Genomic DNA, 22,591 nt, shown 5'->3' on the forward strand with positions numbered 1-22,591 from the left:
CCCGCGGCGGGTGTCTTTGCCCGCGACGGGTAGCCTTCCCCCAGACCTCTTCTTGCCATGCTACAGACCAAACGTATTGCCGGCGCCGCGCTGCTCGTGAGCTTACTGCTCAGCAGCTGCGGCGACTCCTTCCTGGACCAGTCGCCCCGCGACCGGCTCACGGAAGAAACTTTCTATAAAACCGAGACGGACGCCATTCAGGCCACCAATGCGGTGTACGGCGTGCTCACCCAGCAGGGCCTCTACAACGGCGCGCTCTGGGGCTTCGGCGACGTGATGGCCGACAACTCCGAAACCGGCGGCGGCGGCGGCGGCGACGGGGCCGAGTACACCCAGCTCGACAACTACACCATTCAGCCCACCAATCCGCTTATTTCGGCGCACTGGACGGCCTGCTACGTGGGCATCGGCCGGGCCAACATCGTGCTGGAGCGCGTGCCGGCCATTACCGACATGACGGAGACCATCCGCAAGCGCTGCCTGGGCGAGGCGCAGTTTCTGCGGGCGCTCTACTACTTCCACCTGGTGCGGGTGTACGGCCCGGTGCCCCTGATTGTGAAGCCCGCCAAATCGGCCGCCGAAGGTCTGCTGGCGCGCAGCTCGGAAGACGAGGTGTACGAGCGGATTGTGCAGGATCTCACCGACGCGGCCGCTAACCTGGAGGAGACGTCTTCGAGCGACAACCTGGGCCGGGCCACCAAGTGGGCCGCCACCGGCCTGCTGGCCAAGGTACACCTTACCCGGGGCAATATGTCGGCCGCCGCTACCGCCGCCCGCGCCGTTATCAGCTCCAACAAGTACAGCCTCTGGCCCGACTACGCCGACAACTTCAAGGTCGCCAACGAGAACGGGCAGGAGTCCATCTTCGAGGTGCAGTTCAAGTCGAGCGTGACGACCTGGAACGACAACGGCGTGGGCTTCAAGGGCAATGAGTTCTTTGCCCCGCGCGGGCAGGGCCTGACGCCCAACAACGGCTACGGCTTCAACGTGCCGACCCGGGAGTTTGCCCAGGGCTACGAAGCCGGCGACCGGCGCCGCCCCGCCACCATCTGGCAGCCCGGCGACGCGTATCCGGCCGGCACCACGGCCGGTACCGAGCAGCCTGGCTCGTTGCCCGGCTCGCCCAATGGCCTGAACGTGCGCAAGTGGTTTGTGGGCCGCGCCAACAACTGCTGCCACGACTCGGAGCTGAACATTCCGGTGCTGCGCCTGGCCGAGATGCACCTGATTCTGGCCGAAGCGGTGGGCAACAGCCCGGAGGGCTTTGACAACCTGAACAAGGTGCGCCGCCGGGCCTTCGGGCTGCCGCTGAACGTGGCTTCGCCCCGCGACCTGACCGCCGCCAACACCGCCGACTTCGCCGCGGCCGTGCTGCGCGAGCGGCGCTACGAGCTGGCCTTCGAAGATGACCGGTGGTTTGATCTGAAGCGCACCAAGAAGCTGGTGGCAACCATGCGGGCGGCGGGCAAGAACATCCAGCCCTTCAACGAGGTGCTGCCCCTGCCGCAGTCGGAGCGCGACATCAACCCCAAGATTGAACAGAACACCGGCTACTAACCGTCTTCCCCGCTATTCCCATGCATTGCTTCTCTTTCCCTCTCGTGCGCCGGCCCGCAGTGGCCGGCGGCCTGACCCTGCTGCTGGCCAGTGCGCTGCTGTTGGGCAGCTGCCAGAAAGACGGCCCCGACGGGCTGGACGGCCCCGCACCCACGGCCGCTTTTGCCACCCAGCTCAATACGAGCCAGTATCCGGTGGAGGTAACCTTCACCAGCAGCAGCCAGAACGGCTTCCTGGAAGAGTGGAACTTCGGGGACGGCTCGGCCCTGGAAACCCACACTGCCGGCGAAGTGGTCAAACACACCTACACCCGCGCCGGCGCCTACCAGGTGAAGCTCTCGGTGGCCGGCCGCGGCGGCACGGCCGTCACGCCCCTGCAAACGGTAACCATCCCGTCGTTGTGTACCGACGCCACCTTTGATGCCCTGACCGCCTGCACCGGTGGGAGCGGGGCGGCCTCTTGGCGCTTCAGCGACCAGCCCGGGGCCATCAAGCGCCTGTCGGCCAGCGGGACGGTCCTGTCCTCGTCGGCGGCGCCGCTGCCCGGCTGCCAGGGCGACGACCAGTTTTCCTTTGCCAACGTCTTCATCTACAGCTACGACGCGCTGGGCGGCACGTATGGCAACGGCACCTGCGGGCCGGCGCGCACCGCCAACTCTTCCTTTGTCTACAAGGTAGGAGGGCCTGCTCTCGGCCAGATCATCCTGCAGGGCAAAGGCGCGTTTATCGGGCTGCCCGACTCGGTGAACAACAAAACCTACGACATCGTGGAGGCTTCAGCCACCCGGCTCCGGCTGCAGGGCACCAACCCCGACGGCACCAAAACCGAAGTGACCCTGGTGCCCCAGCTGTCGGCCCTCGACATTGTAAAGCAGAAGCTGACCGGCGGCTCCTCGCGCACCTGGCTGCTCGACAACACCAAAGCTGCCACCATCGTGGTGGGCCCCGGCGACGCGGACCCGACGAGCTACTTTCCGGGCGGCGCGCTGGGCTCCTTGCCGCCCTGCCAGGCGGATGATGAGTTTACGTTCTCGACCACCAACGTGTACACCTACGACGCCAAAGCCGAGACGCTGGTGGCCACCGCCGGGTGCCAGGCACCCCGCTCGGGTACCTCCGGCTTTGTGTTCGGGCCCGCTACCGGCGCCGGGCAGGCGCAGTTCGACCTGACCACCCCCGGCACTTTCATCGGCATCACCGACGCCAACAACAACAAATACCGCATCCTGGAAATTACCGATCAGACCATGCTGCTGCGCGTCGGTCCGCCGACGGGGGGCGTGGTCCACACCATGAAGCTGCGGGTGAAGTAACCCGCGGCCTTTTTTCGCTTTTCAACCTGACTTGTCTGCATGAAAAATTTCCTGTCATTCTCCCGCCTGCGGCTCCGGCCAGCCTTCGGGCTGCTGCTGACCCTGGGCCTGCTCAACTGCACCAAGGACCCGGAGAAAATTCTGCCGGCCCCGCCCGGCACGCCGGTTACGCCCGTGCTCAACGAGGCCGACCGCGACTTTGCCCAGTACACCGAGCTGGCCTGGAGCGACGAGTTCGACGGCGGCCAGCTCGACCAGAGCAAGTGGACCTACGAGGTCAAGGATAGCTGGTTCAACAACGAGCTGCAGGCCACGACCAACTCGCCCAGCAACCTGTTTCTCAACAACGGCCAGCTCAACATCCAGGCCCGCAAGGAGAACTACAACGGCAAAAGCTACACCTCGGCCCGCATCATCACCAAGGGCAAGAAGGACTTCGGCTACGGGCGCCTCGACGTGCGGGCCAAGGTGCCGAAAGGCAAGGGTATCTGGCCCGCCATCTGGATGCTGGGGGCCAACGACGCCACGGTGGGCTGGCCGGCCTGCGGCGAAATCGACATCATGGAGCTGCGGGGCAGCACGCCCAGCGTCAACGTGAGTACGGTGCACTTCGGCACCAGCCCGACCGACCGCAAGCAGCTGGGCACCACCAAGACGCTGGCCAGTGGCGACTTCTCCCAGAACTTCCACACGTTCAGCTTCATCCGCAGCAAGGACAAGATGCGCTGGTACCTCGACGGGGAGCTGTACTACACCCTCACGTCGGGTCAGGTGTCGCCCTACCCGTTCAACAACCCGTTCTACGTGATTCTGAACGTGGCCGTGGGCGGCGACTTCGACGGCAACCCCGATGCCAGCACCACCTTTCCGCAGAGTATGCAGGTGGAATACGTCAAGTTCTGGAATGCCAGATAAACTGCATCTGGACGCGCTGCTGCGCCAGCGGGGCCGCGACCTGGCGGTGCTGGGCGGCGGCGTTCTGGGGGGCGTGGTGCTGAGTCTGGCGCTGCTGAGCCTGGCGGCTCCCGCCCGGCCCGAGTACCGCGCCCCCCGGGCGGCGGCTCCTCCCGTGGTTGATGGGCGGGCCACCGACGCGTGCTGGGCCGCGGCTCCGTGGCGGCCCCTGGATCAGCGCTGGGTGGGCCCGCCCACGTCGGCTACCGACTTCCAGGGGCGCTACAAGGTGGTCTGGACGCCGCAGCGGCTGTTTGTACTGGCTGAAATCACCGACGACCAGCTCAGCGATACGCATGCTAACCCGCTGGACAAGTGGTGGGACGACGACTGCCTGGAACTGTTCGTGGACCCCGACCATTCGGGTGGGCCGCACCAGTACACCTACAACGCCTGGGCTTACCACGTGGCGCTCGATGGCCACGTGGTAGACCTGGGCCCCGACCAGCAGGGCCACCTCTTCGACGACCACGTGCAGAGCCGGCACACCCGGCAGGGCACTGTAACCACCTGGGAAACCGCCGTGGCCCTGTACGCCGATACCTACGATGAGCAGCACCCGGCCGCCAACCAGCCCCAGCCGCTGCTTGCCGACCAGCCCATCGGCTTCGCCCTGGCCTACTGCGACAACGACGGCAGCCCGGAGCGGGAAAACTTCTTCGGCAGCGTGCCCGTGGCGGGGCCCGACAAAAACCGCGGCTGGATTGACGCCGGGATTTTCGGAACGCTGGTGCCGGTAGCCAGCAGTGAAGCCATCCGCTGAGTGGCGGTCAGCCCTGCGGATTCGGGCCTGCGAAGCCATGGGGCGGCGGCCGTGCATGCCAGGTCGACGACTGCCGAGCCAACACCCGCCGCTCGGGCGGTCATCTTTTCTCTCACCTCCTTAATGTGTGTAGTATGATGCAGCGTTTTACGAAAATCCTTCTGCTGGCCGGAATCCTGATTCTGGGTGGGCCGCCCGCCGTAGCGCAGGTGCTCTACGAAAACTTCGAGAACGTGCGGCGCGTGTCGTACCCGTTCGTAAACGGGGTGTTCAACCAGAGCGCGGCCAACCCCGCCGCCAACCCCGTGAACGGCAGTACCACCGTGGGCCGCTACGTGCGCGACGCCGGCCAGCAGTTCGACGTTCTCGTCATCAACCCGCTGGCCCCGCGCCTGGCCGACGCCTCGGCTTACCTGGCCGGCACCAAGAAGATTTCCCTGAAGATGTATAGCCCGGCCGTGGGCAAAGCCGTGCAGATTGTGGTGCAGAACAAGGCCAAGGCCGGCACCGGCTACCCTAACGGCAACCTGGGCGGCACCTTCAACGCCACCACCACGGTGGCCAACGCCTGGGAGAACCTGACCTTCACCTACTCTGCCGGCGGCCCCGGCGCCTTCGACCCCACGGTGCTCCCCACCGATGCCGACCAGCTGGTGCTGCTCATTGAGCCGGCCACCAATAGCGGCGCCACCTACCACCTCGACGACCTGATGGGACCCGAGCTGGTAGCGGCCGCCCCGGTGGTAGACCAGCTCTACGAAAATTTCGAGACGGTGCGCCTGCTCGACTACGTGCTCAAGAAAAGCAACGGCGGCTTCAACGCCGACACGCTGAACCCGGCGCCCTCGGCGGCCAACAACAGCTCCCGCGTGGGCCGCTACACCCGCAGCAACCTGCAGTTCGACGTGCTGGTGGTGCGGCCCCGGCAGCGGCCCGCCGACGTGTCGGCCTACCTGACCAACGCCAAGCAGATGACCATGAAGGTGTACAGCCCGGCGCCCGGCGTTCAGTTCCAGATTACCATGCAGGACTCCACCCGGGCCGGGGCCACCAACTATCCGCTGGGCCGGCATTCCGAGTACGTGGCTACCACCACGGCCACGGCCGGCTGGGAAACCCTGGTGTTTACCAACAGCAGCCGCCCGGACCCCACCATTTCCTCGACTTCGGTGAATGAGCTGGTGCTGCTGATTGCTCCCAATACCACGGCCCGCGGCCGCTACTACCTCGACGACTGGTATGGCCCCGCGCTGCAGACCGGCACGCCCACCCGGGCGGCCCGCCCGACGGCGGAGCTGGCCGCCAGCTGGCCGAATCCGGCGGCCGACCACACCACCATTTCCTTTGCCCTGACCAAGGCCTCGGCCGTGACGCTGAGCGTGTATGATGCCCAGGGCCGGCGGGTAGCTCCGCTGCTGCAGGCCCAGCCCCGGGCGGCCGGCGAGTATGCCGTGCCTTTTGCTACCTCCAGCCTGGCTGCCGGCCTGTACTACTTCCGCCTGGAGGCCGACGGCCAGACCCAGAGCCGGGCGCTGAGCATTGTGCGCTAAGCTTTTCGTTGCCAACCCGTAGTGCCCTGGCTCCGCCGGAATCATGCAGTCGGTGGACGGGGTGTTGAGGCCGGTTCCGGGACCTGATGGGCCAGCGGACCGGCTTCTTTGCGTATTATTAGGGGCTTTAACGCTCCCTTCTTTCCTTCTCAACTTTCCTTTATGGCGCTTATCAGCTCCCAGCCCCATTCCAATCCGGCCGCTGCCGCCAGCGGGGAACCGACGCCGCACTACACCTCGGCGCTGGCGTCGTTGACGGTGCTGTTCTTCATGATGGGGTTCATCACTGTCTTAAACGACATCCTGATTCCCTACCTCAAGGGCCTCTTCACGCTGGGCTACGCGGAAGCCAATCTGGTCAACTTCTGCTTTTTCGGGGCTTACCTGCTTATGGGCATCCCGGCAGGACGAGTGGTCAAGCGGTTTGGCTATAAGAAGGGGATGTTGTTGGGGTTCCTCACGGCCGCCCTGGGGTGTTTGTTGTTCTACCCGGCCGCCGAGAGCCGTACGTTCGGCCTGTTTCTGGGCGCGTTGTTTGTGCTGGCCACCGGCATTGTGCAACTGCAGGTAGCCGGCAACCCCTACGTAGCCATTCTGGGGCCACCCGAAACTGCCTCCTCCCGCCTGACGCTCACGCAGGCCTTTAATTCCGTAGCTACCTTTTTCGGGCCCTTGGTCGGATCCTACTTTATTCTGTCTCACCTGCCCGTTCTCAAGAACCTGTCCCCCGCCCAAGCCGCGGCCCTGGATGTAACGGCGGTTCAATACCTGTATCTGGCTATTGGGGCGGTACTGGTGGCTATCAGCCTGGCGCTGAGCTTTCTTAAGCTGCCGCACATCGAGCATGCCCCGGCCCCGGCCGGCGACACGCAGCGGGCCTGGCACTACCGGCACCTGCTGCTGGGCCTGGTCGGCATCTTCACCTACGTGGGGGCGGAAGTGGCCATCGGCTCACACATTGTAAGTTATCTGGAGCAACCCGAGGTCGTGAACATGGCGGCCCAGAAGGCCGGCTACATGGTCATGCTGTACTGGGGAGGCGCCATGGTGGGCCGTTTCGTGGGCATTGGGGTCTTGCGCCGCTTTCAGCCGGGCCGGGTACTGGCGTTGAACGCCGCCTTGGCCATTGGGCTGACCCTGATTTCGGTGAACACCACGGGCTATACCGCCATGTGGAGCCTGCTGGCCGTGGGGCTGATGAACTCGATCATGTTCCCCGTTATCTTCACGCTGGCCGTGGCCGGGCTGGGGCGGCACACCGAGGACGCGTCGGGGCTGCTGTCGGCCGCCATTGTGGGCGGGGCCATCATTCCGCCCCTGTTCGGCCTGATTGCCGACAGCCAGGCCGGCGGCGGCGGCGTGCACGCCCTGCGCCTGGCCTTCGCCCTGCCCATGCTCTGCTACGCCTACATCATCTGGTACGGCCTCAAAGGCAGCCGCCCTGCTGCCTCCACGACGGGTGCTGTAGCGTAGAGCTCTTGCTGTCTTTACCCTCGGAAGCTGAACCGGAGCCGAACAACTCCGGTTCAGCTTCCGGCGTACAGGGAAGGCTTCTGCCGCCCGACGCCGTAGTCCCGCGCCGACCCTTTTCTGCATGCTAAAATGGCTTTTCTGCGGCGCTATAGCGCTTTTTATGCTGCTGCCCGGCTCGTCCTACGGGTACTCGGTGCTAACCCATCAGTCCAACATCGATTCCACCTGGAAGCGCTGCCTGCTGCCGCTGCTGCAAAGCCGCTTCCCCAATGCTACCCGGGAGCAGCTGATTGAGGCGAAGAGCTACGCCTACGGGGGCGCCATCATTCAGGACATGGGCTTCTATCCCTTCGGCTCGGCACTGTTTACCAACCTGACTCACTACGTGCGCAGCGGCGACTTTGTGCGCAACCTGCTGCAGGAATCCACGGACCGCAACGAGTATGCCTTTGCCCTGGGTGCGCTGGGCCATTACGTGGCCGACATCAGCGGCCACCCCGAAGGCACTAACAAGGCTATGGCCTCGGTGTATCCGGAGCTGAAAGCCAAGTTCGGCGACAATATTACCTACGACCAGGCCCCCAAACAGCACACCCAGCTGGAGTTTGCTTTCGACGTGATGCAGGTGGCTGCCGGCCGCTACCGCACTGAGGACTACCACAGCTACATCGGGTTTCAGGTGAGCAAGCCGGTGCTGGAGCGGGCCTTTGAAAAAACGTACGGGCTGAAGCTGGGCCAGGTCATTGTGAACGTGGACCTGAGCATCAGCAGCTACCGCTTTGCCGTGAGCCAGCTGATTCCGACGGCCACCCGCGCGGCCTGGCAGAGTCAGCGCAAGGAAATAATGGCCCTGAGCCCGCGGGTACGGCGGCGGGAGTTTGTGTATGAGGAGAGCCCGCGCCGGTACCGCAAGGAGTACGGCAGCGACTACGAACGACCCGGCTTCGGGGCCCGGGTGCTGTCATTCGCCGTGCGGGTGCTGCCCAAAATCGGTCCGCTCAAGCCCTTTGCCTTCAAGCCGCCCACACCCGAAGCCCAGGCATTCTTTAAGTCCAGCTTCCAGGAGGTGCTCAAAAGCTACTGCGCCCTGCTCGAGCAGGTGCGCGACGACCCCAAGCTGCCCCGCCTGGTGAATGTCGACTTCGATACCGGCCACCAGACCAAAACCGGGGAGTACCCATTGGCGGATAAAACCTACGGGGAATGGCTGCGTCGGCTCTCCAAGGATAAATTTGAGGGCATCAGCGCGCCGCTGAAGCAGAACATCCTGGCCTTTTACGGGGATGCCCCCAAGCCTTCCCAGGAGGAGGAAGAAAAGGAGGCGGATACTTTCAGGGAAACCCAGCAGGCCCTGGCCGAGCTCAAGGCGCTGAAGGTGAGGTAACCCTTACGGGCTGTGCTGGCCGCCAGCAGCCAGGTCATGGCGGCGCCTTCGTCGTCGCCGAAGAGCGGCATGTGGCAGGGCCGCTCGGGAGCCGTGCCAAACGTGAGCTGGTACAGCCGGGCGTGGTAGGTGGCCTACCCGGCCAGGCGGGCAGGGGAGCCGAGCACGGCTAAGCGCCGCCAGCCCAGCCCGGCCCGACGGCACGCATCCCGCAGTCAGCGCGGACAGCCGCACTGCCGGGCTCTGGTCGGCAGCCTCTGAAAACCGGTCTGGAGCGCGGCTGCCGGCGCATCAGCCAGCGGGCCACCAGCGCCGCCAGCTCGGGGCAAATTCCCGCAGGGCCAGGTGGGCCTCCGGTCCCTTGGCCAAGGACGATTCGCGCAGCCGGCGGGCCGTCAGAATCGCCAGGTCAGGGCGGTGCTGCAGAGCAGGCAGCGTAGAATCGGGAGCGGGTATGTGGGGGAAGACAGGGGCGGCGAGGCAGCGGAATAATTCTGGCAACGACCCGTAGCGCCCCACCGGCAATGGCGCTCAGCATTGAGGCAGCTACCCGATCATGGCCGCCTTCTTGGTGGAGCAGACGGGCGCCGCTGGTTGGCGGGCTACTGCCCCGCGGGGCCGGCCTGCACCAGCCCGCCGCTCAGCCGCCGCAGGATGGTTTCGGCCTGCTTGGCCTGGAAGCGAATATCCAGCAGGCGCACTTCCGCTTCGAGCTGGGTGCGCTGGGCCTCGCGCAGGGCCAGGGGCGTAAGCAGCCCCAGGCGGTAGCGCTCCAGGGCAATAGCCACGTTTTCGCGGGCCAGCAGAATGTTGGCTTCTTCCAGCTCCAGCAGCTGCAGGCGGTTCTGGTACCGGGCGTAAGCCTGTTCGGCATCGGCGTCGAGCTGGAGCTGGGTCTGGCCGAGCAGCAGCTGGCTTTGCTCTTCGCCGATGCGGGCGTTCTGCGCCAGCCGGTTGCGGTTGAAGCCGTCGAAGATGGGAATGGAAGCCACTACGCCGTAGCTGGGGCCAAACACACGGTTGGTGTTGGAGCCCAGCACGCTGCCGTTGGCCGTGTTGATGAGAAAGGCGTTGTTGATGTTGCGGTTGAAGCCGTAGCCGCCCTGCAGCCCCACCTGCGGAAACCGGCTGGCCCGTACCAGCTTCCGGTCGTAGGTGGCCACGTCGGTGTTGAGTTTGGCCTGCTGCAGGCGCGGGTTGTTCTGCTCAATGCCCTGCACAATGGCATCGTGGTCCAGGCCGCGGCTTACTACGATAGAGTCGGCGGGGCTGAAGTCGAGGCGGGGCGTGCGGCCCAGCCGGTTGTTGAGGTTGATTTTGGCGGTAGTCAGGGCTTCCTGCTGCTGAATCAGCGCCGACTGGTCGGCGTTGTAATCCACGCGCGCCGTCAGCACCTCTACCTTGGCACTCACGCCCACGTCCACGCGGGCCTGGGTGAGGTCGATGCGGGCCTGCCCGATTTTCAGGGCTTCCTCAATGGACTTGATCTTGCCCGACTCGCGCACCACGGCAAAATACGCGTCGGTGATGCCCGCCACGGTTTCCTCCAGCGTGGCGCGGGTGAGCTGGCGCTGGCCCTGGTCGAGGGCCTTGAGCCGGTCGTAGGCGATGAACATGCCCAGCCCGTCGAAGATGGTCCAGGTAGCAGCTACGTTGGCATTCAGGGCATTGGCCCGGCCCCCGTTGATGACCACGGGGGTTGACTGCTCCCGCTGCTGGCGGGTGTTGTTGATGTTGAAGGTCCGCCCCAGGTTGCCGTTTACGACGGGCAGCTGGCCGGCATTGCCGCGGGAGACGTTGTTTTCGGCCACCTGCTCGTCGGTGCGCGACAGGCGGATGTCGTAGTTGTTCTGGATGCCGAGCTGGATGGCTTCGGCCAGCGTGAGCGGCGGCGCCGGGGCCACCGTGACGGGCCGGGCGGGCGGCTGCTGGGCCAGGGCGGCCTTGGGCAGCAGGGCCAGCAACACCAGGGCGGCAGCGTGGTGGGAGGGTAGCAAGCGGGCGGGAAACTGCATTCAGTGGGTTAATTGGGCCGTCCGGCATTGGCGTTACGCCCCGGACGTCCTTTTATCAGGTGGGACTAAGCCGTTACGGCCTTCTTCTTTTCCTCTTTCTGCTGCTTCTGACCGTGCTTTTTGGCCGTGGCGAAGTAGGAGTACATCACCGGCACCACGTACAGCGTCAGGCCGGTGGCGAAAAACAGGCCGCCCACCACGCCGATGCCCATGGCGCGCCGGCTCAGGGCGCCCGCGCCGGTGGCAATGGCAATGGGCAGAATGCCGAGAATGGCGCACAGCGAGGTCATCAGAATGGGGCGGAAGCGGGCCGTGGCGCCCTCAATGAGGCCGGTCATGTAGTCCTTGCCGTTTTCAACCTGCTGGTTGGCAAATTCCACGATGAGGATACCGTTCTTGGTCACCAGCCCCACCAGCATGATGATGCCGATCTGCGAAAACAGGTTCAGCGTCTGGTTGAAATACCACAGGCTGAGCAAAGCGCCCGACAAAGCCAGCGGCACCGTCACCATGATGATGATGGGGTCGCGGAAGCTTTCAAATTGCGCGGCCAGCACCAGATAAATCAGCACCAGGGCCAGGCCGAAGGCAAAAACCAGCGAAGACGAGCTTTCCTGGAAGTCGCGGGAGGCGCCGGAAAGCTCAGTGGAGAAGGTCTCGTCGAGGTTCTGGGCGGCAATGCTCTCCATGGCGGCAATACCGTCGCCGAGGGTTTTGCCCGGCGCCAGCGAGGCCGAGAACGTGGCCGAGTTGTAGCGGTTGAAGCGGTAGAGCTGGGGCGGGGTGCTGCTCTCGGTGAGGCGAATCACGTTGTCGAGCTGCACGAGCCGGCCGTCGGCGCCCTTCACCGACAGCAGGCGCACGTCGAGCGGCTGGTTGCGGTCTTCGCGGGCCACCTGCCCGATAATCTGGTACTGCTTGCCCTCGCGGATAAAGTAGCCGAAGCGCTGCCCGCTCAGGCCCGCCTGCAGGGTCTGCGAAATGCTCTGCACCGACACGCCCAGGCTCTGGGCCTTCTCACGGTCGATGTTCACGCGCAGCTCGGGCTTGTTGAACTTCAGGTTTACGTCCACGAACTGGAAGGTGGGGTCCTGGCGGGCGGCATCCAGAAACCTGGGCACGGCTTCCCGCAGCTTGTCGAAATCCTGGGTCTGGACGACGAACTGCACCGGTAAGCCGCCGCCGCCACCGCCGATGCTCTGGTCCTGCGACACGGAGGTGCGGGCGGCCGTCAGCTTCTTTACGCCCGCGCTGAGGGCATCGGAAACCTGCTGCTGGGTGCGGGGGCGCTGGTCGGCCTCCACCAGCAGCACGCGGGCAATGCCGGAGTTGGAGCCGCCGCCAAAGCCCGGCGAGGTCACCGTGAATACGCTGCTCAGGTTCTGAGGGCCGGTCGAGTCGACCGCTAGTTTGGTGAGGCGGGCCATGTACTCGTCCATAAACTCGTAGGAGGCGCCTTCGGGGCCGGTGGCATTCACGCTCACGCGGCTGCGGTCCTCCACCGGGGCCAGCTCGGAGGGAATCACTTTCATGAAAAACCAGATGCCCACGCCCGTGCCCACTACCACCAGCCAGGCCAGCCAGCGGTTGCGCAGAAAGGTTTGCAGGCTGTCCTGGTAGCCGCCGATCATCTTCACGAAGAAGGGTTCGGTTTTGCGGTAAAACCAGTTGTGCTTTTCCTGGCGCTTGAGCAGCACCGAGCACATCATGGGCGTCAGCGTCAGCGAGACGAAGGCGGAAATCAATACTGATCCGGCTACCACAATCCCGAACTCGCGGAACAGGCGGCCCGTGATGCCGGTCAGGAACACGACCGGCAGGAACACCGCCGCCAGCACCACCGTGGTACTGATAACGGCCATCAGAATTTCTTCGGAGCCCTTGATGGCGGCCGTTTTGGGGTCTTCGCCGTCCTCAATACGGGAGTAGATGTTCTCCAGCACCACAATGGCATCGTCGACCACGAGGCCGATGGCCAGTACGATGGCCAGCAGCGTGAGCACGTTGATGGAGAAGTCGAGCAGGTACATGACAAAGAAAATCCCCACCAGCGACACCGGAATGGCTACCACCGGAATCAGGGTTGAGCGCCAGTCGCGCAGGAACAGGAAGATGATGACCACCACCAGCACGAACGCCTCAATAATGGTGTGCTCGACTTCGGTAATGGAGTTGCGGATAAACACCGAGTTGTCGATGGCCGGTCGCAGTTCCAGGTCCTGGGGTAAGTCCTTGCCGTAGAGCTTGATGCGCTTGTTGAACTCGTCGGCGATATCAATCTGGTTGGAGCCCGGCTGGGGAATAACGGCCAGCGCCACCCCCGGCACGCCATTGACGCGGAAAATAGTCTGGTCGTTTTCGGGATATAGCTCCGCGTAGCCGATATCGGAGAAGCGCACCAGCGAAGAGGCATCCTTGCGGATAATGAGGTTGTTGAAGTCTTCTACCGACGTCAGCCGCCCCATGGTGCGCAGGGTGAGCTGGGTGTTCTGGCCCTGCACGGCGCCGCTGGGCAGCTCCACGTTTTCGCGGGTCAGGGCGGCCTGCACGTCCACGGGGCTCACGCCCAAGGCCGAGAGCTTCACCGGGTCCATCCACAGGCGCATGGAATACTTCCGCTCGCCGTATACCCGCACTTCCGACACGCCGGTAATGGTCTGCAGGCGTTCCTTGAGCGTGTTGTTGGCGTAGTCGGTCAGCTCCAGCAGGTTGCGCCGGTTGGAGCTGAGGTAGGTCAGCACGATGGGCTGGGAGTCGGCGTTGGCCTTGCTCACCACGGGCGGGTCGATGTCGCGCGGCAGGCGGCCCTGGGCCCCCGACACCTTGTCGCGCACGTCGTTGGCGGCGGTTTCCAGGTCGGCGTCGAGGTCAAACTCCACGGTAATCTGGGTGCGGCCGTCGCGGGAGTTGGACGTCAGGTTCTTGATGCCCGCAATGCCGTTCAGGGCTTCTTCGAGCGGCTCCGTCACCTGGCCCTGCATCACGTCGGCGGAGGCGCCGGTGTAGGATGCCGACACCGTAATAATGGGCGGGTCCACGCTCGGGTACTCCCGGATGCTGAGGTAGCGAAATCCGATGACGCCGAAAATCACGATGACCAGGCTCATCACGATGGCCAGGACCGGGCGGTTGATACTTGTTGAGGATAAGCTCATATGTTATTGCACGCAGTGTTTCGCGGTGGTAGGCGCAGGGTCCCGCAGTGAACGGCCACCGCGAAACCCTGCGGAAACCACTGCGGGACCCTGCGTGAAATGCTATTTGGTGGCCTTCACCGCGTCGCCGGGCTTCACTTGCAGAATGCCGGTGCGAATGACGGAGTCGCCCACGGCCAGCCCGTCGGTAATCTGCAGCACCTTGTCGGAGCGAATCCCGATTTTAACCTTTTTGGGCACCATCTTGCCGTTCTGCACGGTGTACACGCTGTAGCCGCTGGCCTCGGGAATCACGGCCTCGGTGGGTACCTGCAGCGCGTCGGTCGATTCGCCCAGCTGCAGGTTGACTTTCACGAAAGCGCCGGGGCGCAGCTCGTTGTTGGTATTGGCATAGCGGGCGCGCACCGGCTGGGTGCGGCTCACCGGGTCAATCTGCGGGTCGATGGCGTAGACTTTGGCGTCGTACTTCTTGTTGGTGCCCTCGTCGGTGATGCTGACCACGTCGCCCACCCGCACTTTGGTAGCGAAGCGGCCCGGGACGGCGAAGTCAATCTTAACGGGGCGCACCCGGGAAAGCGTCGTGATTTCGGCGCCGGGGCTCACGTAGGTGCCCACGGTGGCCGTAGTCAGGCCCAGCACGCCCGAAAACGGAGCCCGCACGTAGGCTTTGGCCAGGGAGGCCTGCAGGGCTTTCAGGTCGGCCTGGGACGTCAGGAGCTGGTTGTTGGCCTGCTCGTATTCCTGGGTGCTGATGTATTCCTTATCCAAGAGTGTGCGCTGGCGCTTTTCCTGGTCGCGGAAAAGCTGAATGTTGTACTGCTGCTTGCGGATGGCCGCCTGGGCCTCGTCGGCGTTGATGCTGAACAGCAGCTGCCCCTTGCTCACCGGCTGGCCTTCCTTGATGTTGAGGCTGGTGATTTTGCCCGACAGCTCACTCTTGATGACCACCGACTCATCGGCCAGGATGGAGCCCGTGGCGGCTACTTCATCGGAGAGGTTGGTCGGCTTCACCACGTATACCTGCACGATGAGCTTCTGACCGCCTTTGCCACCGGGGCCACCGGCCCCGCCGGGAGCTCCTTTGCCGCCCCCCGCCCCGCCCTTGCCCCCACCTTTGGCATCGGCGTTGGGAGAAGGAAAAAACTTGATTTTAACGAAGGCCAGGGCTGCTACCAGCACCAGGGCCACTACTATCCACCGGACGACGTGGCTCTTGCCCGCGGGAGTGTCGGCCGTGGCTACTTCTTCTCTTTCCTGTTCCTGAGTTTGCATATAATAAGCTACTTCCGGCCTGGCGCGGCCCACCATTGGTAAGTGGGCCGCAGTTCACAACGCGAATCATTCGCGTTGGGTTTGTTCCCCCGCAAGGCGGCGGGACCGATGGTGGGGGTTAGACACAAAAAAAGCCTGCGGGTTGCAGGCTTTTTTAGCGGGCCGTAAAACCGGTTAGCCGGCTTTCTCATTGATGTAGTTCTTGGCCAGGTCGTTGAGCTTGGTGTCGGTGCTTTGCTCTTCGTGCAGCGTCTGGCGGAGCAGGCCTGCGGCGGCGGCGTGGCCGGTGCGCTCGGCATAGTGGGCCGCAGTGCCGTAGCCGGCTATTTCGTAGTGCTCCACGCGCTGGGCCGAGGCAATCAGGCCGGCATCCTTCACTTCGTCCGAGGCATTTTCGTGCATCATGTCCTTGCCTTCTTTCAGCAGGCCTTCCATGGCTTTGCAGGTGTGGCCGCTGAGGTCAATCTTCAGGTCGCGGCCAATCTGCTCGAGGCGGGCAACCTGGTTTTTGGTTTCCTGCAGGTGGGTCTGGAAAGCCTGCTTGAGCCGGGCATCCTTGGCCGTGTCGGCCATGTCGGGCAGGGCTTTCACCAGCTGGCTTTCGGCGCTGTACAGGTCGCGCAGCTGCTCGTGCAGCAAATCGTCGAGAGAGTTGAGTTTATCCGAGAAGATTCCCATGGCGGACAGTGGTTGTGGTGAAAAGATAGAGGGGACGTTCAACCTACTGTACGGGCCGCCGCGCCCCGACGTTATGGCCGGGCTTGCGCCGGCGGCCGCGGGCTGGCTACCTTGCCGGCCGTTCTGCCCGCCTCTGCCGCCATGAGCATTCCCCGTAACCCCACCGAAGCGCACCGCAATTTCTTCCAGGAAGTCCACGAGGTGGTGCGCCTCGTGCCGCCGGGCCGCGTAACCACCTACGGCGCCATTGCCCACTACCTCGGAGCCCGGCACGGGGCCCGCATGGTGGGCTGGGCCATGATGGCAGCCCACACCGCCGGGAGCCACGTGCCCGCGCACCGGGTTATCAACCGGCTGGGGCTGCTTACGGGCCGCCAGCACTTTGCCACGCCCACGGCCATGCAGGAGGCCCTGGAGGCCGAGGGCGTACCGGTAGTGGATGACGAAGTGCAGGACTTCAAAACGCGGTTCTGGGACCCCAGCCGGGAGCTGGAGTAAGGCCAAGGCTAATGATGGTTTGCGCGCAGCTTGAGGTGGCGCAGGTGAAAGAGGCCTTCCTTGGCCGGCATAAGCTGCAAGGCGGGCTGCTCGCCGGCTTTTTTCTGGCTGTAATTCAGGTAGGTCGTCGTGCCAAACACCGGCAGAAAGGTGTGGCAGGTGTGCTGAGCGTCCTGCAGGCAGATGGTCATGTCGCGGCGTCGGTCACGCCAGGTCAGGGCCAGGTACTGCTCGGGCCCGAGGGTGCCCGCGTCTTTGCCATCGACGAGCACCTGCACCGGCGGCCCGAAGCTGGTCGCCACGCGGCGGTACAGGTATACTGCCGCCGTATCGGCGGCGGCCGCGAAGCCATCCGGGGCGCGCAGGGCCAGCAGGTTGCCGGTCGTTGGGCTCATCTCGTACTCCATCGGCTCATGGCCCCCGCCCGCAATGGCCGAGCCGATGGCGCCGCCCACGATGCCCCCGACCATGCTGCCCAGCACCAGCCCCGTGAGGGCCTCGTTGGGGTCAACGGGCGCGAAGCCCGTGAACGTGTAGCCCGCCGCCGTCGGCAGCAGCGGGAAGTAGCTGCCCCGCTGGAAAATATACGCGGTCTGCCCGTCTGATAGTCCCCACACGCCCCGCACCGATGTGCGCAGTCCGTTGGTGGTTGCCAGCAGCAGGGCGTCGATATGCGGCTGACCGTCCCACTGCTTGCCGGGGCGGGGCTTCTGCGTCATCTCGAAAGGCTTGGTGTCCTGGCCGGGGCTGTTGTTCTGAAATTCCTGGAACGTGCGGTAAAAGCCGCGCTTGGGCTCCCGGGTTTTCTGGATGGGAAACAGGTAGGGCTGGTACCCATCGCCGCGCTGCACCTGGGCCCAGGTGAGTGGGGCCGCGTCCGGGGCGGGCCGTTGGGTGGCGGGCAGCGCCGCCAGCTGGCCCAGGCAGTCGGTCAGGAGCTTGGCCAGGTTGCCGGCGTGCTGCCTGGTCACGTCCAGGCCTTTGGACTCTGTTCCGATTCCCACCGACAGCAGCGGGTAGTAGTGCTCATTTTCCTGGAGCAGGAAGTCGGCCATGATTTCCGCGTTGGCCCGCTCCGAGCTGGCCCGGGTTTCTTCCGCCAGCCGGAGCCGGTGAAGGCGCAGCACCACGGGCCGCGCCGCGGCGTCCGCGGGCTGTTGGCCCAAAAAGGACTGCAGCTCCGCCGCCAGGCTCTGGCCAAAGTTGGCCGGTACGCGGTGGTTGTCGAGGCCCTGCTGCACGTAGCCGAGCATCGTCCGGTCGGCGCGGGCGTCCACCACCTTTGCCACCCGAAACTGGCTGGCCGGAAGAGCCGGCACCGGGGGCAGCTCGATGGTAAATACCTGAGCCGCGGCCGGCTTAGTCAGCAGCAGCAGGAACAGGAGCGGGAGATAACGCAGCTTCACAACGGCAAGATTTAGCAAGACAAACAGATAGGATTACCTCGACGCTTCCGCTTCCGCGCATTCCTGCAGGGCGGCCGTACCCGTATCGGCCGAAACCAGGCGGAGCGTGGGCGCGGGCTGGGTTGCGGTACCCAGGTGGCAGTCGAGGTAGTTGGCCGCCCGCAGGTCGGGCCGGAAGCGGAAGCAGGCTTCGCGCTCGGTCTGGCCGCACACGCTGATTTCGGCCAGCGTACCGGCGGGCATGGGCAGGGTGAGGTACTCGCCGCTACGCAGCGCGCCCATTGGCTGGCCATTCAGCAGCACCTGCACCGTACGGGTGGGTGCCGCATCGGGCCGCCGGTACACCACCACGGTGGCGACGGCGGCCGGCGCATCGGCGCGGGTAGTGGGGGGCAGGTCTTCACTGGCGAAGCCCGTATCGGGCTGCAGGCGCAGCGTGGCCGCCACCAGAACCGGCGACTGGCGCACAAAGACTCCGCCGGGCGTATAAACGACGGCCGCACTCCTCTGGCGCGGGTCCAGGTACACGGGGGCCTGGTATTCGTAGCCGGCCGCGGTGCGCTGCAGCGGGTAGAAAGCGTTGCCGTGACGGATGTAGACCTGCTGGCCGTCGCAGAAGCCCCAGTATTCGCGCCCATCGTGCCACTGGCCGTCGGGCGTGTCGCCGCGCAGCTTCAGGCCCGTTGGCTGCGTGCCGCTGATCGGCGCCGCCCCCGGAAGGAGCGCCCAGGATTTGGTCTGCCATTCCACGCCCGCCCGCGGCGTATTCTGCTGAAAGTCGGCCACAGTGCGGTACACGCCGGCCGGCACGGTCTGAGCCGCCTGCACGGGATAGGCCGCGGCGGGGACAGCCCGCAATACCTGCTCCCACGTCAGGGCCGGACCGGCGGTGGCCTGCTCGGGGCGCAGGGTGGCCAGCGGGGCCAGGGCCTGCAGCAGCGCCCGGCCCAGGTTGTTGGCGTGCTGGCTGGTTACGTCGAAGCCCTGCCCGGTAGTCAGCTCGGTGGCGTGGTGCACGAGGTGGTAGCCGTCGGTGTGCTGGTAGTAGAAGTCCGCTGCCACTTCGGCCAGCGCATATTCCTGCAGCGGCGGGGCGGCCTGCTCGGCCAGCCCCAGCCGCCGCACCACCAGCACCAGGGGCCGGGCCTCGCTGGGGTGAATAATAAGGCTGAAAAAGCCGGTCAGCTCCTGCTCCACCCCCTGCGGGAAACGGGCCAGCTTACGGGTGTTGTCAAGTCCGTTGCTGAGCCAGCCCAGGCCACTTTTGCTGGCGCGGGCATCCACCACCCGCGCCACGTACATCGGCTGCGGCTTCAGGGCCTGCGCCTGCTCCGGGGCCAGCTTCACGTCGTAAAACAGCTGGGCCCGGGTGCCGGTGACGCACAATATGCTTAATACGGCCGCCAACAGGCCGCCCCGACGGAGAAATAGCATGGGAAAAAGCGCGTAAAAAGGGGAATAGACTACCGTTGAGGGAAATACAGACCCCTGCTGGGCTTAACTGTAACTGGCCGTTGCCGGCCCTGATAGGCCGAAAGATAAGGGCGAAACACCCGCAAAAGCTAAACTGGCCAGTCAGCTTTCCGGCTACCTGCCAATCCCTTATCTTTGCTTAGCGCAAACGCTGCGAATCCCACCGTACTGCATGAAACACTCCGTACTCACCTTTTTGCTTACCTGCCTGGTCGTGCTGACGGCGGCCGCCCAAAGTACCTTCTCCATCAAAGGCCGGGTGCTCGACAAGCTCACCGGCGAAGCCCTGCCCGGCGCGACGGTGCAGGTAACCGGCAACGGCATAAACACCGGCGCCGGCGCCGAAGCCAACGGCTCCTACATAGTGCCCAACCTGAAGCCCGGCACCTACAGCGTAAAAGCCTCCTTTATTGGCTACAAGCTCACTGAGCAGAAGGTCACCGTTGGCACCCAGAACGCCATGGCGACCTTCTCCCTGGCCTCCGACAACGCCACGCTCAACGAGGTGCAGGTAATTGCCTCCGTGGCCGTGGAGCGCGAAACCCCCGTGGCCTTCGCCGCGGTGAATGAGGTGAAGCTGCGCGAAACCCTCTCCAACCGCGACCTGCCGCTGATTCTCAACGAGACGCCCGGCGTGTATGCCACCCAGGGCGGCGGCGGCACCGGCGACTCGCGCATCAACATCCGCGGCTTCGACCAGCGCAACGTGGCCGTGCTCATCAACGGCGTGCCGGTCAACGACATGGAAAACGGCGCCGTGTACTGGTCCAACTGGGACCTGGGCGACGTGACCAAGTCCTTGCAGGTGCAGCGCGGGCTGTCGGCTTCCAAGATTTCGGTGCCCGCCGTGGGCGGTACCATCAACGTGCTGACCCGGGGCTTCGACGATAAGAAATCCTTGCTGGCGCGGGTGGAAACCGGCTCCAACAACTACCAGAAGTACTCGCTCATGCTCAGCTCGGGCCCGCTGAAAGGCGACTGGGCCTTCACCGCCTTCGGCTCGCGCCGCACCTCCGACGGCTGGGTCGACCACGCCTTTGACGATGCCTGGACGTATTTCGGCAACATCAGCAAGAAGGCCGGCAAGCACCGCCTTTCGCTCACCGGCATGGGCTCGCCCCAGAGCCACGGCCAGCGCGCGTTCCAGGTACCCGTGGGCGCCTATTCCGACGAGAAAATCCGGCTAATCGGCGGCAAGCCGATAACGAACGGCAACAAGGGCTTTCAGTACAACCCGAACTGGGGCCCGCTTACCCGCTACGCCTACGACCCGCTCACGCACACCCGCTCCAACTTCCAGCCTTCGGAAGACCTGAATGAGCGCTCCAACTACTACAACAAGCCCCAGGTTAACCTCAACGACTTCTGGCAGGTAAACGACCGGCTGTTCGTGTCGTCGGTGGTGTACGGCTCCTTCGGCAACGGCGGCGGCGTCAGCGGCCTGACCGACGGCAACTCCAGCACCATCCTCCAGAACTCGGTGACGGGCCAGACCGACTTTCAGCGGATCTACAATTTCAACGTCCGCAACTACCCTTATACTCTCGTTAGGCGGACTGGCACCACCATCAACGACACCATATTCACGCCTGGTACGGAAGCCAAGTCCACCCAGTTTCTGATCAACAACGTGAACAGTCACCGCTGGTACGGCTTCGTGGTGGGCGCCGACTACAACCTCAACGATAAGCTGACGCTGTCGGCGGGCATCGACGGGCGAAGCTACTACGGCATTCACTACCGCGAGGTGCGCGACCTGCTGGGCGGCGACTACACCACCAACACGGGCAACAAGAACGTGGATCCGAACACCCGCCTGCGCGTGGGCGACAAGCTCAGCTACAACTACGATGGCAAGACCCGCTGGCTCGGCGGCTACTCCCAGCTGGAGTACAAAACCCCGGTGCTGTCGGCTGTTATCAGCGCTACGGTTTCCGAGGTCGGCTACAAGCGCATCGACTACTTCAAAGCCAAGGAAGTCACCGTGGACGGTGTGAACTACCCGGTTCCCTTCGCCGGTCCGGGGGTCATCGTCAACGGGGAGGGCTATACCAACGCCGCCGGCCACACGGTGGAAACGTCCTGGGCGCGGTACACGGGCTTCAGCGTGAAGGCAGGAGCCAACTACAACATCTCGGAACACGACAACCTGTTTGTCAATGTCGGCTACAACCAGAAGGTGCCTTTCTTCAACTTCGTGTATGCCAACAGCGGCTACAAGTATGCCGATGTGAAGCCCGAGGGCATTTCGAGCGTGGAAATGGGCTACGGCATCACCTACCCGAGCATGAAGGCGACGTTGAATGCCTATTACACGCTGTGGGGCAATAAAAGCACCACCTTCACCACCAACCCGGATCAGACTCTCTTATACAACAACGTCCGCAACGTGAATGCCCGGCACGCGGGCGTAGAGCTGAGCGTGGCCCAGGACATCAGCCGGCGGGTGCAGCTGAGCGCCGCCATTGCCCTGGGCGACTGGCGCTGGACGGGTCAGGGCCTGCTGACTAAAACCACTGAAAGCGGCGAAGTGGTGGGCATGGTGGACCAGCCCGTGTACCTGGCTGGCACCCACGTCGGCGACGCCGCCCAGACCCAGTTTCAGCTCGGCCTGCGCTACGAGCCCTTCAAGCGCGCCTACATCCGGCCCTCGTTCCTGCTGTTCTCGAAGTACTACGCCGACTTCAACCCCGAGAACTTGGTAAACCCCGACACGCGCACCGACTCGTACCGCCTGCCGACCACCCGCAACCTGGACCTGCACTTCGGCTACGACTTTCCCAAGGTGGCCAAGGACCGCCTGCGCCTGGGCCTGAAGGCTTCCGTGCTGAACGTGCTCAACGAGTACTACTTCACCGACGTGTCGAACCGGAGCAACTCCAACGTCATCGATCCGGCCCAGCAGCAGGCTTTCTTCAACCGGGGCCGCACCTTCACCATCGGGCTGTCGGCCGCGCTTTAACACCAGAGCCCGAACAGCTCGGTTACGCTTCCATAAAAAAGGCCCCTCGATTCTTCGAGGGGCCTTTTTTTTGCGTTACTGTCGGGTCCGGAAATATGTTGACAGCTTTTCCAAAAGGTGTCATGAAAACCGAGTTTG

General features: G+C 64.3%; 15 protein-coding genes. 9 read left to right on the plus strand and 6 right to left on the minus strand.

Going from position 1 to position 22,591, the window contains the following annotated elements; genetic code table 11:
- The first annotated feature begins 57 nt into the window (after window positions 1-57).
- The 7 genes from ABD842_RS10790 to ABD842_RS10820 all read left to right on the plus strand — a co-directional run bounded on the left by ABD842_RS10790 (window position 58) and on the right by ABD842_RS10820 (window position 8,994).
- Window positions 58-1,557: a RagB/SusD family nutrient uptake outer membrane protein gene (locus ABD842_RS10790; RefSeq protein WP_345113346.1), complete on the plus strand. Its 1,500-nt coding sequence runs from the start codon at window positions 58-60 to the stop codon at window positions 1,555-1,557.
- Between the two features lie 20 nt (window positions 1,558-1,577).
- Window positions 1,578-2,870: a PKD domain-containing protein gene (locus tag ABD842_RS10795; protein WP_345113348.1), complete on the plus strand. Its 1,293-nt coding sequence runs from the start codon at window positions 1,578-1,580 to the stop codon at window positions 2,868-2,870.
- A 39-nt stretch (window positions 2,871-2,909) separates the two neighbouring features.
- Window positions 2,910-3,785 carry a glycoside hydrolase family 16 protein gene (locus ABD842_RS10800; RefSeq protein WP_345113350.1) on the plus strand — a complete coding sequence of 292 codons (876 nt, stop codon included), beginning with the start codon at window positions 2,910-2,912 and terminating at the stop codon, window positions 3,783-3,785.
- Window positions 3,775-4,587, plus strand: a complete 813-nt coding sequence (locus ABD842_RS10805; RefSeq protein ID WP_345113351.1) for a sugar-binding protein — start codon at window positions 3,775-3,777, stop codon at window positions 4,585-4,587. Before ABD842_RS10800 ends, ABD842_RS10805 begins: the two co-directional genes overlap by 11 nt.
- 134 nt (window positions 4,588-4,721) lie before the next feature.
- Entirely contained in the window at window positions 4,722-6,137 is a 1,416-nt protein-coding gene (locus ABD842_RS10810; RefSeq protein WP_345113353.1) for a T9SS type A sorting domain-containing protein, read from the plus strand.
- A gap of 162 nt (window positions 6,138-6,299) precedes the next feature.
- Window positions 6,300-7,610 (plus strand): sugar MFS transporter, encoded by a 1,311-nt coding sequence (locus ABD842_RS10815; RefSeq protein WP_345113355.1) that lies wholly within the window; start codon window positions 6,300-6,302, stop codon window positions 7,608-7,610.
- Window positions 7,611-7,770: 160 nt separating this feature from the next.
- Window positions 7,771-8,994, plus strand: coding sequence for a zinc dependent phospholipase C family protein (locus tag ABD842_RS10820; protein WP_345113357.1), 1,224 nt, complete (start codon window positions 7,771-7,773; stop codon window positions 8,992-8,994).
- 602 nt (window positions 8,995-9,596) lie between these two features.
- On the opposite strand, the gene ABD842_RS10825 is transcribed toward ABD842_RS10820, so the two are convergent.
- From ABD842_RS10825 to ABD842_RS10840, 4 genes are all read right to left on the minus strand, one after another.
- The gene (locus tag ABD842_RS10825) at window positions 9,597-11,009 is read right to left on the minus strand and encodes a TolC family protein (protein ID WP_345113359.1); all 1,413 of its coding nucleotides are present in this window, start codon (window positions 11,007-11,009) and stop codon (window positions 9,597-9,599) included.
- Between the two features lie 65 nt (window positions 11,010-11,074).
- Window positions 11,075-14,164 carry an efflux RND transporter permease subunit gene (locus ABD842_RS10830; RefSeq protein WP_345113361.1) on the minus strand — a complete coding sequence of 1,030 codons (3,090 nt, stop codon included), beginning with the start codon at window positions 14,162-14,164 and terminating at the stop codon, window positions 11,075-11,077.
- 102 nt (window positions 14,165-14,266) lie between these two features.
- A complete protein-coding gene (locus tag ABD842_RS10835; protein ID WP_345113363.1) occupies window positions 14,267-15,436 on the minus strand; it encodes an efflux RND transporter periplasmic adaptor subunit in 1,170 nt (389 codons plus the stop codon).
- Between the two features lie 174 nt (window positions 15,437-15,610).
- The gene (locus ABD842_RS10840) at window positions 15,611-16,114 is read right to left on the minus strand and encodes a YciE/YciF ferroxidase family protein (RefSeq protein WP_345113365.1); all 504 of its coding nucleotides are present in this window, start codon (window positions 16,112-16,114) and stop codon (window positions 15,611-15,613) included.
- A 141-nt stretch (window positions 16,115-16,255) separates the two neighbouring features.
- On the opposite strand from ABD842_RS10840, the gene ABD842_RS10845 reads away from it, so the two are divergent.
- Complete coding sequence (locus tag ABD842_RS10845) at window positions 16,256-16,612, plus strand: MGMT family protein (RefSeq protein WP_345113367.1); 357 nt, start codon at window positions 16,256-16,258, stop codon at window positions 16,610-16,612.
- 8 nt (window positions 16,613-16,620) lie between these two features.
- Here ABD842_RS10845 and ABD842_RS10850 read toward each other — a convergent pair whose 3' ends face one another.
- Both ABD842_RS10850 and ABD842_RS10855 read right to left on the minus strand, forming a co-directional pair.
- Window positions 16,621-18,018 (minus strand): hypothetical protein, encoded by a 1,398-nt coding sequence (locus tag ABD842_RS10850; protein ID WP_345113370.1) that lies wholly within the window; start codon window positions 18,016-18,018, stop codon window positions 16,621-16,623.
- Window positions 18,019-18,051: 33 nt separating this feature from the next.
- The gene (locus ABD842_RS10855) at window positions 18,052-19,452 is read right to left on the minus strand and encodes a hypothetical protein (RefSeq protein WP_345113371.1); all 1,401 of its coding nucleotides are present in this window, start codon (window positions 19,450-19,452) and stop codon (window positions 18,052-18,054) included.
- Between the two features lie 211 nt (window positions 19,453-19,663).
- Here ABD842_RS10855 and ABD842_RS10860 point away from each other — a divergent pair, with 211 nt between their 5' ends.
- The gene (locus ABD842_RS10860) at window positions 19,664-22,453 is read left to right on the plus strand and encodes a TonB-dependent receptor (protein WP_345113373.1); all 2,790 of its coding nucleotides are present in this window, start codon (window positions 19,664-19,666) and stop codon (window positions 22,451-22,453) included.
- Window positions 22,454-22,591 lie beyond the last annotated feature (138 nt).

The organism is Hymenobacter algoricola, assembly GCF_039539525.1.
GTDB classification, from domain to species: domain Bacteria; phylum Bacteroidota; class Bacteroidia; order Cytophagales; family Hymenobacteraceae; genus Hymenobacter; species Hymenobacter algoricola.

Bases quoted from the DNA above. Each gene is read 5' to 3' on its own strand.
- ABD842_RS10790 (WP_345113346.1), top strand. From the start codon at position 58: ATGCTACAGACCAAACGTATTGCCGGCGCCGCGCTGCTCGTGAGCTTA.
- ABD842_RS10795 (WP_345113348.1), top strand. From the start codon at position 1,578: ATGCATTGCTTCTCTTTCCCTCTCGTGCGCCGGCCCGCAGTGGCCGGC.
- ABD842_RS10800 (WP_345113350.1), top strand. From the start codon at position 2,910: ATGAAAAATTTCCTGTCATTCTCCCGCCTGCGGCTCCGGCCAGCCTTC.
- ABD842_RS10805 (WP_345113351.1), top strand. From the start codon at position 3,775: ATGCCAGATAAACTGCATCTGGACGCGCTGCTGCGCCAGCGGGGCCGC.
- ABD842_RS10810 (WP_345113353.1), top strand. From the start codon at position 4,722: ATGATGCAGCGTTTTACGAAAATCCTTCTGCTGGCCGGAATCCTGATT.
- ABD842_RS10815 (WP_345113355.1), top strand. From the start codon at position 6,300: ATGGCGCTTATCAGCTCCCAGCCCCATTCCAATCCGGCCGCTGCCGCC.
- ABD842_RS10820 (WP_345113357.1), top strand. From the start codon at position 7,771: ATGCTGCTGCCCGGCTCGTCCTACGGGTACTCGGTGCTAACCCATCAG.
- ABD842_RS10825 (WP_345113359.1), bottom strand. From the start codon at position 11,009: ATGCAGTTTCCCGCCCGCTTGCTACCCTCCCACCACGCTGCCGCCCTG.
- ABD842_RS10830 (WP_345113361.1), bottom strand. From the start codon at position 14,164: ATGAGCTTATCCTCAACAAGTATCAACCGCCCGGTCCTGGCCATCGTG.
- ABD842_RS10835 (WP_345113363.1), bottom strand. From the start codon at position 15,436: ATGCAAACTCAGGAACAGGAAAGAGAAGAAGTAGCCACGGCCGACACT.
- ABD842_RS10840 (WP_345113365.1), bottom strand. From the start codon at position 16,114: ATGGGAATCTTCTCGGATAAACTCAACTCTCTCGACGATTTGCTGCAC.
- ABD842_RS10845 (WP_345113367.1), top strand. From the start codon at position 16,256: ATGAGCATTCCCCGTAACCCCACCGAAGCGCACCGCAATTTCTTCCAG.
- ABD842_RS10855 (WP_345113371.1), bottom strand. From the start codon at position 19,452: ATGCTATTTCTCCGTCGGGGCGGCCTGTTGGCGGCCGTATTAAGCATA.
- ABD842_RS10860 (WP_345113373.1), top strand. From the start codon at position 19,664: ATGAAACACTCCGTACTCACCTTTTTGCTTACCTGCCTGGTCGTGCTG.